The 13,638-nt window shown below is 67.7% G+C and carries 13 protein-coding genes; 5 read left to right on the forward strand and 8 right to left on the reverse strand.

What is annotated here, in order from left to right:
- Window positions 1-267 precede the first annotated feature (267 nt).
- Genes yidD through ACZK33_RS15880 form a run of 3 tightly spaced genes read left to right on the forward strand, consistent with a single transcriptional unit; the run spans window position 268 to window position 2,718 of the window.
- Window positions 268-522 (forward strand): membrane protein insertion efficiency factor YidD, encoded by a 255-nt coding sequence (gene yidD / locus ACZK33_RS15870; RefSeq protein WP_014037867.1) that lies wholly within the window; start codon window positions 268-270, stop codon window positions 520-522.
- 1 nt (window position 523) lies between these two features.
- Window positions 524-1,870: a dihydroorotase gene (locus ACZK33_RS15875; protein ID WP_423173871.1), complete on the forward strand. Its 1,347-nt coding sequence runs from the start codon at window positions 524-526 to the stop codon at window positions 1,868-1,870.
- Window positions 1,870-2,718, forward strand: coding sequence for a M23 family metallopeptidase (locus ACZK33_RS15880; protein ID WP_180836676.1), 849 nt, complete (start codon window positions 1,870-1,872; stop codon window positions 2,716-2,718). Before ACZK33_RS15875 ends, ACZK33_RS15880 begins: the two co-directional genes overlap by 1 nt.
- Window positions 2,719-2,807: 89 nt before the next feature.
- Here ACZK33_RS15880 and ACZK33_RS15885 read toward each other — a convergent pair whose 3' ends face one another.
- From ACZK33_RS15885 to efp, 5 genes are all read right to left on the reverse strand, one after another.
- Window positions 2,808-3,512 carry a squalene/phytoene synthase family protein gene (locus tag ACZK33_RS15885; RefSeq protein ID WP_049460737.1) on the reverse strand — a complete coding sequence of 235 codons (705 nt, stop codon included), beginning with the start codon at window positions 3,510-3,512 and terminating at the stop codon, window positions 2,808-2,810.
- Window positions 3,513-3,523: 11 nt separating this feature from the next.
- Entirely contained in the window at window positions 3,524-4,219 is a 696-nt protein-coding gene (locus ACZK33_RS15890; protein WP_110712927.1) for a phosphoglycolate phosphatase, read from the reverse strand.
- Window positions 4,216-4,932 carry a bifunctional 2-polyprenyl-6-hydroxyphenol methylase/3-demethylubiquinol 3-O-methyltransferase UbiG gene (gene ubiG, locus ACZK33_RS15895; RefSeq protein WP_014037872.1) on the reverse strand — a complete coding sequence of 239 codons (717 nt, stop codon included), beginning with the start codon at window positions 4,930-4,932 and terminating at the stop codon, window positions 4,216-4,218. The genes ACZK33_RS15890 and ubiG overlap by 4 nt, the downstream gene beginning before the upstream one ends.
- A gap of 24 nt (window positions 4,933-4,956) precedes the next feature.
- On the reverse strand, window positions 4,957-6,300 hold the full coding sequence (locus ACZK33_RS15900; RefSeq protein ID WP_014037873.1) for a TRZ/ATZ family hydrolase: 1,344 nt from the start codon (window positions 6,298-6,300) through the stop codon (window positions 4,957-4,959).
- A 197-nt stretch (window positions 6,301-6,497) separates the two neighbouring features.
- Window positions 6,498-7,064, reverse strand: coding sequence for an elongation factor P (efp, locus tag ACZK33_RS15905; RefSeq protein ID WP_005410381.1), 567 nt, complete (start codon window positions 7,062-7,064; stop codon window positions 6,498-6,500).
- A gap of 120 nt (window positions 7,065-7,184) precedes the next feature.
- On the opposite strand from efp, the gene epmB reads away from it, so the two are divergent.
- Window positions 7,185-8,201 carry an EF-P beta-lysylation protein EpmB gene (gene epmB / locus ACZK33_RS15910; protein ID WP_423173870.1) on the forward strand — a complete coding sequence of 339 codons (1,017 nt, stop codon included), beginning with the start codon at window positions 7,185-7,187 and terminating at the stop codon, window positions 8,199-8,201.
- A gap of 73 nt (window positions 8,202-8,274) precedes the next feature.
- On the opposite strand, the gene ACZK33_RS15915 is transcribed toward epmB, so the two are convergent.
- The 3 genes from ACZK33_RS15915 to ACZK33_RS15925 form a co-directional block, all read right to left on the reverse strand.
- On the reverse strand, window positions 8,275-10,401 hold the full coding sequence (locus tag ACZK33_RS15915; protein WP_049460742.1) for a putative bifunctional diguanylate cyclase/phosphodiesterase: 2,127 nt from the start codon (window positions 10,399-10,401) through the stop codon (window positions 8,275-8,277).
- Complete coding sequence (locus ACZK33_RS15920) at window positions 10,398-11,300, reverse strand: phosphate/phosphite/phosphonate ABC transporter substrate-binding protein (protein WP_032952775.1); 903 nt, start codon at window positions 11,298-11,300, stop codon at window positions 10,398-10,400. Before ACZK33_RS15920 ends, ACZK33_RS15915 begins: the two co-directional genes overlap by 4 nt.
- Window positions 11,301-11,376: 76 nt before the next feature.
- Window positions 11,377-12,147, reverse strand: coding sequence for an RNA methyltransferase (locus ACZK33_RS15925; RefSeq protein WP_423173868.1), 771 nt, complete (start codon window positions 12,145-12,147; stop codon window positions 11,377-11,379).
- Window positions 12,148-12,267: 120 nt separating this feature from the next.
- Here ACZK33_RS15925 and ACZK33_RS15930 point away from each other — a divergent pair, with 120 nt between their 5' ends.
- Window positions 12,268-13,095 (forward strand): inositol monophosphatase family protein, encoded by an 828-nt coding sequence (locus tag ACZK33_RS15930; protein ID WP_049401244.1) that lies wholly within the window; start codon window positions 12,268-12,270, stop codon window positions 13,093-13,095.
- The last annotated feature ends 543 nt before the right edge of the window (window positions 13,096-13,638 follow it).

Raw genomic sequence — 13,638 nt, forward strand, 5'->3', positions numbered from 1 at the left:
GCTCTTCCTTGGATTCCCCGGGGCCCGGGAAAGCGGGCCTTTATAGCCTACCCGACCCGCAGCAGCAACCTCGACCCCCTGCTCCATTCAGTCCTGGAGTCAAGGCGCCCTTGGAGGCAGTCCGACGAACACGGACCGCCTTGCGCGGTACGGAACCTGGCCAGCACCCGAAGGTACTGGTACCGGTCGCAGGCCATCGGCGACATGCGACCAACGGCCCATCCTGCACAAATGCGGCCTTCATGCCAACTGGCATAAGATGACTGGGTGATCTCGCGCCTGCTCATTGCCCTGCTGCGCTTCTACAAGCGCTTCATCAGCCCCCTGCTGGGGCCTCGCTGCCGTTTCGTGCCGAGCTGTTCTGAATACGCGATGGACGCCATCTCGCGGCACGGCCCGCTGCGCGGAAGCTGGCTGGCTGCGCGCCGGCTGGGCCGCTGCCACCCGTTCCATCCCGGCGGCTTCGACCCCGTGCCCGAGTCCCCCAACGCCCCCTCTTGCCGTTGCACAGGAAAACACTGACATGTCCTCCACCCTCATCACCAACGCCCGCATGGTCAATGAAGGCCGCACCTTCGACGGCGACCTGCGCATCGAGAACGGCCGCATCGCGCAGATCGGCAACGGGTTGGCGCCGCGCGACGGCGAGCAGGTGGTGGACGCAGCCGGACGCTGGTTGCTTCCGGGCATGATCGACGACCAGGTGCACTTCCGCGAACCGGGCCTGACCCACAAGGGCGACATCGCCAGCGAATCGGCGGCTGCGGTGGCCGGTGGCCTGACCAGCTTCATGGACATGCCCAACACCAATCCGCCGACACTGGATTCGACCATCCTGGAAGCCAAGTACCAACTGGCGCGCGGCCGCGCCTGGGCCAACTACGGCTTCTACCACGGCGCCAGCAATGACAACCTGGACGCCATCCGTGCCCTGGACCCGAAGAAGGCCCCGGGCGTGAAGGTGTTCATGGGTGCTTCGACCGGCAACATGCTGGTCGACAACCCGGAAACGCTGGACGCGATCTTCCGCGAATGCCCGACCCCGATCATCACGCACTGCGAAGACACGCCGATGATCGATGCCAACCTGAAGGCCTTCCAGGAGAAGTACGGCGATGCGCTGCCCCCGGACATGCACCCGGACATCCGCTCGCGCGAGGCCTGCATCAAGTCGACCCGCCTGGCGATGTCGCTGGCGCGCAAGCACGGCACCCGCCTGCATGTGCTGCATATCTCCACCGCCGACGAGTTGGCGCTGTTCGAGAAGGGCCCGCTGATCCGCGCCGACGGCAGCCGCAAGCAGATCACCGCCGAAACCTGCGTGCACTTCCTGCACTTCGCGCGCCCGGACTATGCGACCAAGGGCAACCTGATCAAGTGCAACCCGGCGATCAAGGAAGTGTCCGACCGCGAGGCGATCACCGCCGCGCTGGCCGACGACGTGCTGGACGTGCTGGCCACCGACCACGCGCCGCACACCTGGGAAGAGAAGCAGAAGCCCTACGCACAGGCGCCGTCGGGCCTGCCGCTGGTGCAGTACGCGCTGGTGGCCGCGCTGGAACGGGTGCACGAAGGCAAGCTGACCCGCGAGCAGGTGGTGCAGAAGTTCGCGCATGCGCCGGCACAGCTGTTCGACGTGGAAGAACGTGGCTTCCTGCGCGAGGGTTACTTCGCCGACCTGGTGCTGGTCGAGGACGTGCCGTTCACGGTCAAGCGCGAGGACGTGCTGTCCAAGTGCGGCTGGTCGCCGTTTGAAGGCACGACCTTCCGTTCGCGCGTGGCCTCCACCTGGGTCAATGGCCAACTGGTGTGGGACGGCAGCAAACTGGTGGGCGAGCCGGCCGGCCAGCGCATGACCTACGACCGCTGATGCGCTCCGCACTTCTGATCGGGGCGCTGCTGCTGGCCGCACCCCTGTTCACCGCACCGTCGGCGCAGGCACAGGACGGCATCGGCAGCCTGATCGACAGCCGGGTGGTGTTCCCGGCCAGCGCATCGCAGGGCGCACTGGTGATCGGCAAGGTACCTGCCGGCAGCCGCGCGCAGTACGCCGGCCGCCAACTGCGGGTGAGCGGCTATGGCAGCGTGGTGTTCGGCATCGGCCGCGACGAGAAGGGTCCGCTGCACGTGCAGGTGCAACGCCCTGATGGTGGCAGCGAGACCGCGACCATTGCGGTGACCCCGCGCGACTGGCCCACCGAGCGGGTCAACGGCGTGCCGCCGAAGACGGTCAACCCGCCGCCGGCGATTGCCGAGCGGATCAAGCGCGAACAAGCACAGGTGACCGCCGCGCGTGCCCGTGATGACGACCGTACCGACTTCACCCAGACCTTCATCTGGCCGGTGCAGGGCCGCATCAGCGGCCGCTTCGGCAACGCACGCGTGTACAACGGACAGCCCGGCGCAGGTCATTCCGGCATGGACATCGCGGTACCGACCGGCACGCCGGTGAAAGCGCCGGCGGCCGGCATCGTCACCTTCGCCGGCCCCGACCTCTACCTGACCGGCGGCACGCTGCTGCTCGACCACGGTTTCGGTGTCAGCTCCAACTTCCTGCACCTGTCGCGCATCGACGTAAAAGTTGGCGACCGTGTGGAACAGGGCCAGGTGATCGCTGCGGTCGGCGCCACCGGTCGTGCCACCGGCCCGCACCTGCACTGGGGCATGAACTGGTTCGATACCCGTATCGATCCGTTACTGGTGCTGGAACGGAAGTAACGCGCGACGAACGGCCGCCGGGCATGGCCCGGCGCTACCCGATTACCGCGCCCGGTAGCGCCGGGCCATGCCCGGCGAGCGCAGCGGCATCAGCCGCGCGCGGCCCACCACACGCGCAGCAGCGTGCGTACCGGCGTGGCTTCGATCGGCTTGCCTGCCGCCTGCGCGGCAACGCGTGCACGCGCCAGGCTGGACCACACGCGGCGCGGGCGCGGGCCGGGCACGCGGCTGCCCCAGCCCTTCAACAGATGCTGCGCCCAGCGCTGTGCGGCCGTGCTGGCATCACCGTCCAGCAGGCTGCGCGGCACACCGGCTACGCCGGCATCCTGCAGGCGCTGGGCCAGGGTCTGCAGCTGCACCGCACGACCGGCGCCAGTTCGCGGCTTGTCCGCGAACAGGGCTGCCTCCACCGCGGCCACGGCCTCTGCGTAGTTCGCCAGCGCGCGCTCGGCGCCGGCCGCATCCAGCGCGACCGTGCGCGCTTCAACCAGATCCGGAAGTGCTTCGGCCAGCTGCGCCCACGGCGCACGCACCGGCTCCAGCAGGCGGCCCAGCGGATGGCGCGAACGATGCGCGGCCCAGCTGCGCAGCTCCTCGCCCCACCATGCCAGCTTGGCGTCGGCCGGCAACGGGTCGCCGCTGGTGTTGAGCATGTCGTCGAATTCCTGCAGCAGCGCGAACCACGCCACCGCAAGCTCGCGTTGCGATTCGGCCACGAACGGGGCGGCCACCGACCATTCCGGCCAACGGCTGCGCCACTTGTCGAGGAAACTGTCCAGCGCGGTACTGCTCACTACGTGATTCCTTACGGCTGGGCCGGGGCTGCCGGCCGGGTCGGCCAGAGGCTGGCCAGTTGCAGAAGTTCGGCGTTCTCGACCAGCACGTCGGCCTGCCAGGCCAGCGGATCGTCGCTGTGCAGGCGGTAGCCCCACAACGCCGCCACCGACGGCATGGCCGCGGCACGCGCGGCGATGATGTCGCGCTCGTCGTCACCCACGTACACGCAGTCTTCGGCGGCAATGCCGATGGCCTGCGCGGCGTGCAGCAACGGCAGCGGATGCGGCTTGCGTTCGGCCAGGCTGTCACCACCGACCAGTACCGCACAGCGCTGCTGCCAGCCGTGCTGCGGCAGGATCAAGCGCGCCAGGTATTCAGGCTTGTTGGTGACAATGCCCCACACCGTACCGGCATCGTCCAACGCGGCGAGCATGCCGGCCACGCCATCGAACAGCACTGCGTGCTGGCCGATCAATGCTTCGTAGCGCTGCAGGAATTCCGGGATCAGCGCGTCACGTGCGGCAACGTCCAGTTCCGGGAACGCAGCCGAGACCATCGCCCGCGAGCCCTTCGACACCACCGGGCGCAGCGCGGCCGGATCGATGGGTGCGCGTCCACGCTCGGCCAGCATGGCGTCGCAGGTGGCGACAAAGTCCGGTGCGCTGTCCAGCAGCGTGCCATCCAGGTCGAACAGCACCGCGCGCGGGAAGCGGGCCGCGGTCATGCCGGCTTGACCGCGTAGGCCAGGTAGTTGATGTCGGTACGGCTGCTCAGGCGGGCATGGTTGCGCCACGGCTCGTAGGCCATGCCGCTGACATCCACCAGCTGCATGTCGGCCTCGCGCAGCCAGCGCGCCAGCTCGGCAGGCTTGATGAATTCCTGGTAGTGGTGCGTGCCCTTGGGCAGCAGCCGCGCCACGTACTCGGCGCCGACGATCGCCACCGCGAAGGCGGCGGCGGTGCGGTTGATGGTCGACAGGAACAGGTGGCCGCCCGGCTTCAGCAGGCGCTTGCAGGCCTCGATGATCGCGCCCGGGTCGGGCACGTGCTCGAGCATTTCCATGCAGGTGACCACATCGAAGCTGCCCGGCTGCTCGGCGGCCAGATCTTCGGCAGCCTGCACCCGGTAATCGACCTTGGCGCCGCTTTCCAGCGCATGCAGGCGCGCGACCTTGACCAGCTCCGGGGCCAGGTCGATGGCGGTGACGTCAGCACCGGCCTGGGCCAGCGCTTCACTCAACAGGCCGCCACCACAACCGATGTCGAGCACGCGCGCACCGCGCAGCGGCACGCGATCGGCCACGTACTGCAGGCGCACCGGGTTCAGCGCATGCAGCGGCTTCTGCGGGCCGTCAGCGTCCCACCAGCGGTTGGCCAGCGCGGCGAACTTGTCCAGCTCGGCCTGATCGAAATTGGAGGAAGCGTGGGGGGCAGTCATGAGGGGTCCTTGCGGCGCCGGGGTTCAGGCGCGGATATGACGGATGCGCTCGCGCCACTGGCGCGCGTTGGCGATGATGCCCGGCAGGTCCATGCCGACCAGCTCGCGCTGCACCAGCTTCGGCTTGCCGGCAATCCAGACGTCGCTGACCTGCTGGCGGCCGGTGGCGTACACCAGCTGCGACAGGACGTTGTGCAGCGGCTGGGTTTCCAGCGCGGACAGGTCGACGCAGACCAGATCGGCCTGCTTGCCGACTTCGATGGAACCGATGCGGTCGCCGAAGCCCAGTGCGCGGGCGCCACCCAGGGTGGAGGCGCGCAGCGTGGTCGCCGCATCGAGCGCGGTCGCATCGTCGGCCACGGCCTTGGCCAGGATCGCCGCGGTGCGGTTCTCGCTGAACATGTCCAGGTCGTTGTTGCTGGCGCAGCCATCGGTGCCGATCGCCAGGTTCACGCCGGCGCGCTGCAGGGCGCAGGCCGGGCAGAAACCGGAGGCCAGCTTCAGGTTCGATTCCGGGCAGTGCACCACGCTGACGCCACGTTCGGCGCACAGGTGGATTTCCGCATCGGTCAGCTGGGTCATGTGCACCGCGATCAGGCGGTCGTTGACCAGGCCGAGCCGATCCAGCCGCGCCAGCGGGCGCTGGCCGTGCAGCTTGATCGAATCGTTGATCTCCTGCGCGGTCTCGTGGGTGTGCAGGTGCACCTGCATGTCGAGCTGGTCGGACAGCATCCGCACCCGCTCGAAGTTGGCATCGTTGACCGTGTAGGGCGCATGCGGCGCGAACGCGGTGCCGATCAGCGGATCGGTGCGCCACTGGTCGTGCAGTTCACCGGCCTTGGCGAAGTATTCGTCATCGGTCTTGGCCCAGGCGGTGGGGAAATCGATGATGACCGCGCCCACCAGCGCGCGGAAACCGTGCTTCTTGTAGACCGCGGCCTGCACGTCGCCGAAGAAGTAGTTCTCGTTGGCACAGGTGGTACCGCCGCGCAGCATCTCGGCGATGGCCAGAGTGGTGCCGTCGGCAACGAATTCGGGGCCGATCACCGCCGCTTCCACCGGCCAGATGTGCTGCTGCAGCCAGGTCATCAGCGGCAGGTCGTCGGCGACGCCGCGCAGCAGCGTCATCGGGTTGTGCGTGTGCGCATTGACCAGGCCCGGCATCAGGGCAGCCTCGGGGCGGCTCACCACCTGGGTGGCGCGGAACCGCGCGCGCGCCTCGGCACGCGGCAGGATGGCCACGATTTCACTGCCACGCACGGCAACGGCATGGTCTTCCAGCACCACCGCGTGCGGCTCGATCGGAACGACGTAACCGGCTTCGATGAGCAGGTCGCAGGCTTCGGGGAGGTGCGGGCTATCGCTCATGCGGGCTCACTGGCTGTGGGGCGAGATACTTCTGGGGGACACGCCCCTGAGTCAGGGGCTGCCGCGAAGCGGCGGGGTCTGGAGACTCGTGAAGCGGGGCCCATGATCTGCCGAAGCAGATCATGGGAGCGCCAGCGCGGATGCGATGGCGCGTACCCGGCCAGCGGCCGGCACTACCGTAATCCGGCTGCGCCGGATTACTTGACGCGTGCGGAGTATTCGCCCGAACGGGTGTCGACGCGGATCACTTCGTCCTGGTTCACGAACAGCGGCACGCGGACCACGGCGCCGGTTTCCAGGGTGGCCGGCTTGCCGCCGCCGCCCGAGGTGTCGCCACGGACGCCCGGATCGGTTTCGGTGATCTTCAGTTCAACGAAGTTCGGCGGCTGCACGAAGATCGGCTCACCGTTCCACAGGGTGACCACGCAGGACTCTTCGCCCTTCAGCCACTTCTCGGCGCCGCCCATGCCTGCCTTGGTGGCCTGGACCTGCTCGAAGGATTCCGGGTCCATGAAGTGCCAGTACTCGCCGTCGCTGTACATGAAGTTCATGTCGGTATCGACGACGTCGGCTGCATCCAGCGAGTCGGTCGACTTCATGGTGACTTCCTGGGTACGGCCGTCCTTGATCAGGCGGTACTTCACGCGGGTGAAGGCCTGGCCCTTGCCCGGCTTGACGTATTCGGTGTCGATGATGACGGCCGGTTGGTTGTTGACCAGGATCTTCATCCCGTTCTTGACGTCGTTCATGCCGTAGCTGGCCATGCGTAAACTCCTGAGTGGCAAAAACGCCGCGGGTGCGGCGAGCCGTTAGAATGGAAAGCCCACCGGATGCCGGTGGGCGACTGTTTTTCTGCCCCCATGATAACCGCAGGCCCCCTCTCCATGCAGCTTTCCGCCTTCCCACGGCCCCAGTCGCCAGGTGCGCCCGCGCGCTGGCAGCAGCTCTGGCGCCAGGCGCTGCGCGACCCGCACGCCCTGCTGGCCCGGCTGCAGCTGGACCCGGCCGCGCTGGGTGTCTCGGAGGCGGCCATGGCCCAGTTCGCGCTGCGCGTGCCGGAGGGCTTCGTGGCCCGCATGCGCCCCGGCGATGCGGCCGACCCGTTGCTGCGCCAGGTGCTGCCGATCGACGAGGAAATGCGCCCGGCGCCCGGGTTCAGCTTCGATGCGGTGGGCGATGGCGCCGCCAAGAAGGCCACCGGCGTCATCCAGAAGTACCGTGGCCGCGCCCTGCTGGTCGCCACCGGCAGCTGCGCGATCAACTGCCGCTACTGCTTCCGCCGCCACTTCGACTATGGCGCGGAGAACGCCGCCAAGGGCGGCTGGCAGGAGGCCGTAGCCGCCATCGCGGCCGATCCGGACATCGACGAGGTGATCCTGTCCGGCGGTGACCCGCTGTCGCTGGCCACGCACAAACTGGTGGAACTGACCGACGCCCTGCGCCAGATACCGCACATCCGCCGCCTGCGCATCCATACCCGGCTGCCGATCGTGCTGCCGGAACGCGTGGACGATGAACTGGTCTCCTGGCTGGGCAGCCTGCCCTGGCCACTGGCAATCGTGGTCCACGCCAACCATGCCAATGAATTCGACGCCAGCGTGGACGCGGCCATGGCGCGCCTGCGTGGCACCGGTGCGCAACTGCTGAACCAGGCGGTGTTGCTGCGCGGGGTCAACGACAGCGTGCAGGCCCTGCAGGACCTGAGCGAGCGCAGCTTTGCTGCTGGCGTGCTGCCCTATTACCTGCACCAGCTGGACCGGGTCGAGGGCGTGGCCCACTTCGAAGTGGACGACACCCAGGCCAAGGCGCTGATTGCCGGCCTGACCGCACGCCTGTCCGGCTACCTGATCCCCAAGCTGGTGCGCGAACTGCCCGGCGACCCGAGCAAGCGCCCGGTGTAACAAAAAAGGGGACGGAGGGAATTAAGTCGCTTATGCATTTGCGACTTAATTCCCTCCGTCCCCTTTTTGGGGGTCAGACGCCCGATTCGATCATCCGCACCACTTCGGTGGCGGTCACCGGGTGGCTCAGCCAGTAGCCCTGGCCAAGGTCGCAGCCGCGCTGCGCCAGCAGCTCGAACTGTGCCTGCTGCTCGATGCCCTCGGCCACCACGGTGATGCCCAGCGCGTGGGCCATGGCGATGATCGCCGTGGTCAGCGCAAGGTCGTCGGGATCGCGCTGCATGTCGGCAACGAAGCTCTTGTCGATCTTCACGCCGTCCACGGGCACCTGGCGCAGATGACTGAGCCCGGAGAAGCCCGTACCGAAATCGTCCAGCCACACCTTCACGCCGGTGCGGTGCAGCTTGTCCAGCAGCTGCGCGGCAACCATCTCGTCGCCGATCACGGCGGTTTCGGTCAGCTCCAGGTGCAGGCGCGACGCCGGCAGCCCGGACTCATGCAGGCACTGCGCGACCAGTGCCGGCAGTTCGCCGCCACGCAGCTGCCGCGGTGACACGTTGACCGACACGAACAGATCATCGCCCGCTGCCCCGCGCGGCCACTGCGAGGCCTCCATGCAGGCCGCACGCAGCACCTTCGGGCCAATGATCTCGATCAGGCCACTCTGCTCGGCCACCTCGATGAACACCGAGGGCGGGATCGTGCCCAGGGTCGGATGCTGCCAGCGCAGCAGTACTTCAACGCCGACCATGCGGCGGTCGCGCATGCGGAAGATCGGCTGGTAGGCCAGGCGCAGCTCACCGCGCTCCCAGGCGCCGCGCAGCTCCTGTTCCATATGCACGCGACGCTCGACCGCATGGTCCATCGCCCGGCTGTAATAGCGATAGCAGTTCTTGCCGGCCATCTTCGCCTGGTACATGGCGATGTCGCCGTTCTTCAGCAGCGTGGTCGCATCGGCAGCATCGTCGGGGAACAGGGTCACGCCGATCGAGGTGCCCAGGAACAGTTCCCTGCCCTGCACCACCAGCGGCTTGCCCAGCTCGCGCACCAGCACTTCGGCCAGCAACCGCGCGTTGGCGGCCACATCACCATCGCCGACCAGGATCACGAACTCGTCGCCGCCGAAGCGGGCCAGCAGGGCTTCATCGCCCCCGGCCTCGGTGACCGCACGGCCGATACGCTGGGCGAACTGCAGCAATGCCTCATCGCCGGCCTCGTGGCCAAGGGTGTCATTGACCCGCTTGAAATCGTCGATATCGGCGAACAGCAGGCCCAGCCGGTGATTGGCGGCACGGGCCGCCATCAACCGATGATCAAGCGCCTCGCGGAATGCCAGCCGGTTGGTCAGCCCGGTCAGCGCGTCGGTATAGGCCATGCGCCGCACTTCGCGGTCATGGCGTGCGATCGCATCGCGCATCCGGGCGAAACCGCGGACCAGTTCGCCGACCTCGTCGTCGCGGGTGTTCTCGGCCAGGGGTGTCTGGTAGTCACCGGCCTCGATGCGGCGGGCGGCGACGGCAAGATCACGGATCGGCGCGACCAGGGTGCGCTGCACGTACAGGATCACCACCACGCCGATCACCACCAGCAGGCCCAGCATCAGCAGCAGCCAGCCCAGGTGACGGCTGCCAACCTGCTGCAGGCGCTCGCCCAGGGTGGCGTTGGCCGCCTGCTCGCGCTGCTGCACCTCATCCAGCGCCATGCCGACCCGGACGCCGCCAATGCGCTGGTTGCCGATCATGATCGGCATGGCGTTGTCGAGCACCTTCGGCGATTCCTGCACGACCAGCATCTGCGCGGCCGCGGCCTTGGGTGCCAGTGGATCGGCCATCGGCTGACCGAATCCAGACACCTCGACCGAGCCATCGTGTACCAGCCGGCCGCGTTCATCGAACACCAGTACATAGCGCACCACGGGCTGGCGCGCGGTACTGCGCACCAGTACGCCCACCTGGTCCAGGTCACGGTAGTACAACGGGTTGGCCAGCGCGTCGGACAGCTCACGCGCCATCGCCTCGCCGCGACTGCGCACGCTGCGGTCGAACAATTCGTGGATGACGCCGCCGCTGAGGTTGCGCACCTCGCCCTGCATCGCGGCCTGCCGCCCCAACAACACCGCAAGGATCGCGATCACCACGACCATCGCCCCGCCCATCGCGAGCAGGAACCGGGCCTGCATCCCAGAGCCAAGCCACTTCATTCCACTTCCATCCGCACGCGCGTCAATCCTTGTTTCAATTCATCCAACCGCTGCTGCGCATGCGCATCGACGCGGTGGAACCCGGAAGTGCCAAAAAACCGATGCAGCGCCCCCTGTGCCTGCGGGTCGCTGGCTGCCTGCAGCAGTACTTCCTGCAGGCGATCGCGCACGCGTGGATCAAGGTCGGCGCGGACCATCTCCACCGCACGCGGGTAGGGCTCGGTGCGCAGCAGCTCGCGGAAGTCGCGCCGGAACGCTGCCGGCATCCGCCGCTCGTCGTTCCAGTCCACGCTGCTCACCGCCCCCACGTCAACCACCCCCTTGTGCACGAACGTCGCGATGTTCAGCTCGCTGCGTGCAAATACGTAACCCACACTGTCCCGGCCCGGCATGTCCCATGCACCGGCCAGGATCTGGGGCGACAGGCCCTCCTGCAGCAACGTCATCACCGGCACCAGATAGGCACTGGTGGACGCCGTGTTCTGCAGGGCCAGGCGATGGCCCCGCAGATCCTGCACGCGCTGGATCGGGCTGTCGCGGCGCACGAAGAACACCGTCTGGTAATCACGCACGCCGTTGCGCTCGGTCAGCAGCAGTGGACGGGCGCCACTGCGCTGGCCCAGCGCCACTGCCGTACCGGAGGTTTCCGTGACCCAGTCGACCCTGCCCCGCCGCAGATAGCTGGCCATCTGCTGCGGGTCGCGTGCCATCAGGATCCTCCCCTCCTTGATGCCAACGTCGTGCATGCGCGCCACCACGTAGTCCAGCAATGGTTGCAGCTGCTCGTAATGGGCCTTGGGATCATCGCTGATCCGGCCCAGCACCAGCACCGGGTCCGGTGCTGCACGCACCGTCCCGGCCAGCAGGACCATGGCCAGGCTCAGCAGTCCCCCCTGCATTGCCTTTCGCAGACCCGACACAGGCTTCATCCCCCCTGGGTATCCGGACAGACTACCCGAAAAAATGAGAACGTCGTCAGCTGTCCTTGCCGCCTGCCTGGGCCAGTCGCGCCATGCGCTGGGTGTCGGCGAGGATGCCGCGCAGCAGGCGCACTTCCTGCTCGCTCGGCTCACTGCGCAGGAACAGGCGGCGCAGCTTGCGCATCGCCGATTCCGGGGCGCGGCCCTTGTGGAAATCGATCTCTTCCAGCGTGTCGCCAAGCTGGGCGAAGAAGCTCTCCATCTGCTCGTGGCTGGCCGCCTGTTCGCGGAAGCCGGGCTCGGCATCGGTGGCCGGCTGCGCGCCCAGCAGCTGCATGCGCGTTTCATAGGCCAGCACCTGCACGGCGGCAGCCAGGTTGAGCGAGCTGAACTCCGGGTCGGACGGGATGTGCACCGCTGCATGGCAGAGCTGCAGTTCCTCGTTGGTCAGGCCGGTGCGCTCACGGCCGAACACCAGCGCCACCTCGGCGCCCTCGCCGGCCTTGGCCACCGCGCGGGCAGCGGCATCGGCCGGCAGGTACTCCTCCAGCTGGACGCGGCGTGCGCGGGCGGTGCAGCCCAGCACCAGGCGGCAATCGGCCACCGCCTCGGCCAGGGTGGCCACCACCGGGGCATCCCCCAGCACGTCTTCGGCACCGGCCGAGCGGCGGAAGGCCTCCTCGTCCAGCGGCTTTTCGGGGGCAACCAGCACCAGGCGAGCCAGGCCCATGGTCTTCAGGGCGCGGGCGGCAGCGCCCATGTTGCCGGGGTGCTGGGTACCGACCAGGACGAATCGGAGGCGGGTGGCGGCAGGAAACTGGGACATGAACAGGGAAAAGGTCGAGCTGGACGATGACCAATGGTAAACTGTGCGGCCGGCCACTGCGCCGGACCCGCTCTTTTCCCCCGCCAGTCCATCTCTTCTGCCTTTCCGGGAGCCCACGCCATGCAGAAACCCGCCGTAACCGTCATGGTCAAGGCCGCCCGCCTCGCCGGCAACGTCCTGTTGCGCAACATCAACAAGCTCGAGGCACTGAACGTGGTGCAGAAGGGCCGGATGGACTACGCCAGCGAAGTGGATGCGGACGCGGAAAAGGTCATCGTCAAGGAACTCAAGCGCGCCTACCCCGAATACGGTGTATTCGGCGAAGAAGGTGGCGTGCAGGGCGAGCGTCGCCACATGTGGGTCATCGACCCGCTGGACGGCACCAGCAACTACCTGCGCGGCGTGCCGCACTACTGCGTGTCGATCGCCCTGGTCGAGAACGGCGAGCCGACCGATGCGGTCATCTTCGACCCGCTGCGCAATGAACTGTTCACCGCCAGCCGTGGCGCCGGCGCCGTGCTGAACGACCGCCGCATCCGCGTGGCCGAACGCAAGGATCTGGAAGGCACGATGATCCACACCGGCTTCGCGCCGCGTGAGCGCAACCGTGCCAGCGCCCAGCTGAAGGCGGTCGACGCCCTGCTGGTGCACGGCGAAGACATCCGCCGCACCGGCTCGGCTGCACTGGACCTGGCCTACGTGGCCTGCGGTCGCGCCGACGCCTACTTCGAAGCCGGTGTGAAGGCGTGGGACATCGCCGCTGGCCTGCTGCTGGTCCGCGAGGCCGGTGGCAAGGTCTGCGACTTCAAGGGCGCGACCCTGGGCCGCATGGACAACCGCGGTCCGGAGACCCACCAGATCGTGGCCGGCAACCTGAAGGTGGCCGAGTCGCTGCAGAAGGTGCTGGTGAACACCGGCTACGCGGCGGAGTTCGACGCGAAGTTCTGAGGTTCCGCGTAACGCGGTTCATGGAGACGGCACCTGCGAAGGTGCCGTTTTTGTATCCGCGGTGATCGTGCTTGTCACTTTCTTTGCTCGTGCACCGAGTTGCAGGAGCAGCCCGGAACGGCGTAGCCGGCCCGTAGGGTGGCGCACATGGACGTGCGCCATCAAGAAAGTAACCAAAGAAACACGCCGCCGGGGCGCGAGCCGACGCTGCGCATCGGTACCCTGCGCTCCTCGGTCCGTCGAGGGACGGTGCGGGAACTCGCTGCGCTCAGACACCCGCACCTCTTCGCCCTCGCCGGACCTGCGGTGCTCGGCTCGCTTGAAGGCGGACTGGAAGGTCAAGATCAAGGGCAAGGGCAAGGGCAAGGGCAAGGGCAAGGGCAACAGCATCCATGCATGGCGTGGATCTACCGGGTGCAGCTGTGGCATTTGACCTTGAGTCCGCCTTGAGCGAGCCGAGCATCGCAGGGGAATCAGGGGCGAAGAGGCGCCGATGTTTGAGCGAAGCGAGTTCGGCGCCGCCCCCTGATTCGCCGAGAAGCG

It is taken from the genome of Stenotrophomonas sp. 86156_Sma, from assembly GCF_056481625.1.

What these genes read in the sequence shown, in the direction of transcription:
- ACZK33_RS15875 (WP_423173871.1), top strand. Translation starts at nt 524, where the DNA reads ATGTCCTCCACCCTCATCACCAACGCCCGCATGGTCAATGAAGGCCGC.
- ACZK33_RS15880 (WP_180836676.1), top strand. Translation starts at nt 1,870, where the DNA reads ATGCGCTCCGCACTTCTGATCGGGGCGCTGCTGCTGGCCGCACCCCTG.
- ACZK33_RS15890 (WP_110712927.1), bottom strand. Translation starts at nt 4,219, where the DNA reads ATGACCGCGGCCCGCTTCCCGCGCGCGGTGCTGTTCGACCTGGATGGC.
- ubiG (WP_014037872.1), bottom strand. Translation starts at nt 4,932, where the DNA reads ATGACTGCCCCCCACGCTTCCTCCAATTTCGATCAGGCCGAGCTGGAC.
- ACZK33_RS15900 (WP_014037873.1), bottom strand. Translation starts at nt 6,300, where the DNA reads ATGAGCGATAGCCCGCACCTCCCCGAAGCCTGCGACCTGCTCATCGAA.
- efp (WP_005410381.1), bottom strand. Translation starts at nt 7,064, where the DNA reads ATGGCCAGCTACGGCATGAACGACGTCAAGAACGGGATGAAGATCCTG.
- epmB (WP_423173870.1), top strand. Translation starts at nt 7,185, where the DNA reads ATGCAGCTTTCCGCCTTCCCACGGCCCCAGTCGCCAGGTGCGCCCGCG.
- ACZK33_RS15915 (WP_049460742.1), bottom strand. Translation starts at nt 10,401, where the DNA reads ATGAAGTGGCTTGGCTCTGGGATGCAGGCCCGGTTCCTGCTCGCGATG.
- ACZK33_RS15920 (WP_032952775.1), bottom strand. Translation starts at nt 11,300, where the DNA reads ATGCAGGGGGGACTGCTGAGCCTGGCCATGGTCCTGCTGGCCGGGACG.
- ACZK33_RS15925 (WP_423173868.1), bottom strand. Translation starts at nt 12,147, where the DNA reads ATGTCCCAGTTTCCTGCCGCCACCCGCCTCCGATTCGTCCTGGTCGGT.
- ACZK33_RS15930 (WP_049401244.1), top strand. Translation starts at nt 12,268, where the DNA reads ATGCAGAAACCCGCCGTAACCGTCATGGTCAAGGCCGCCCGCCTCGCC.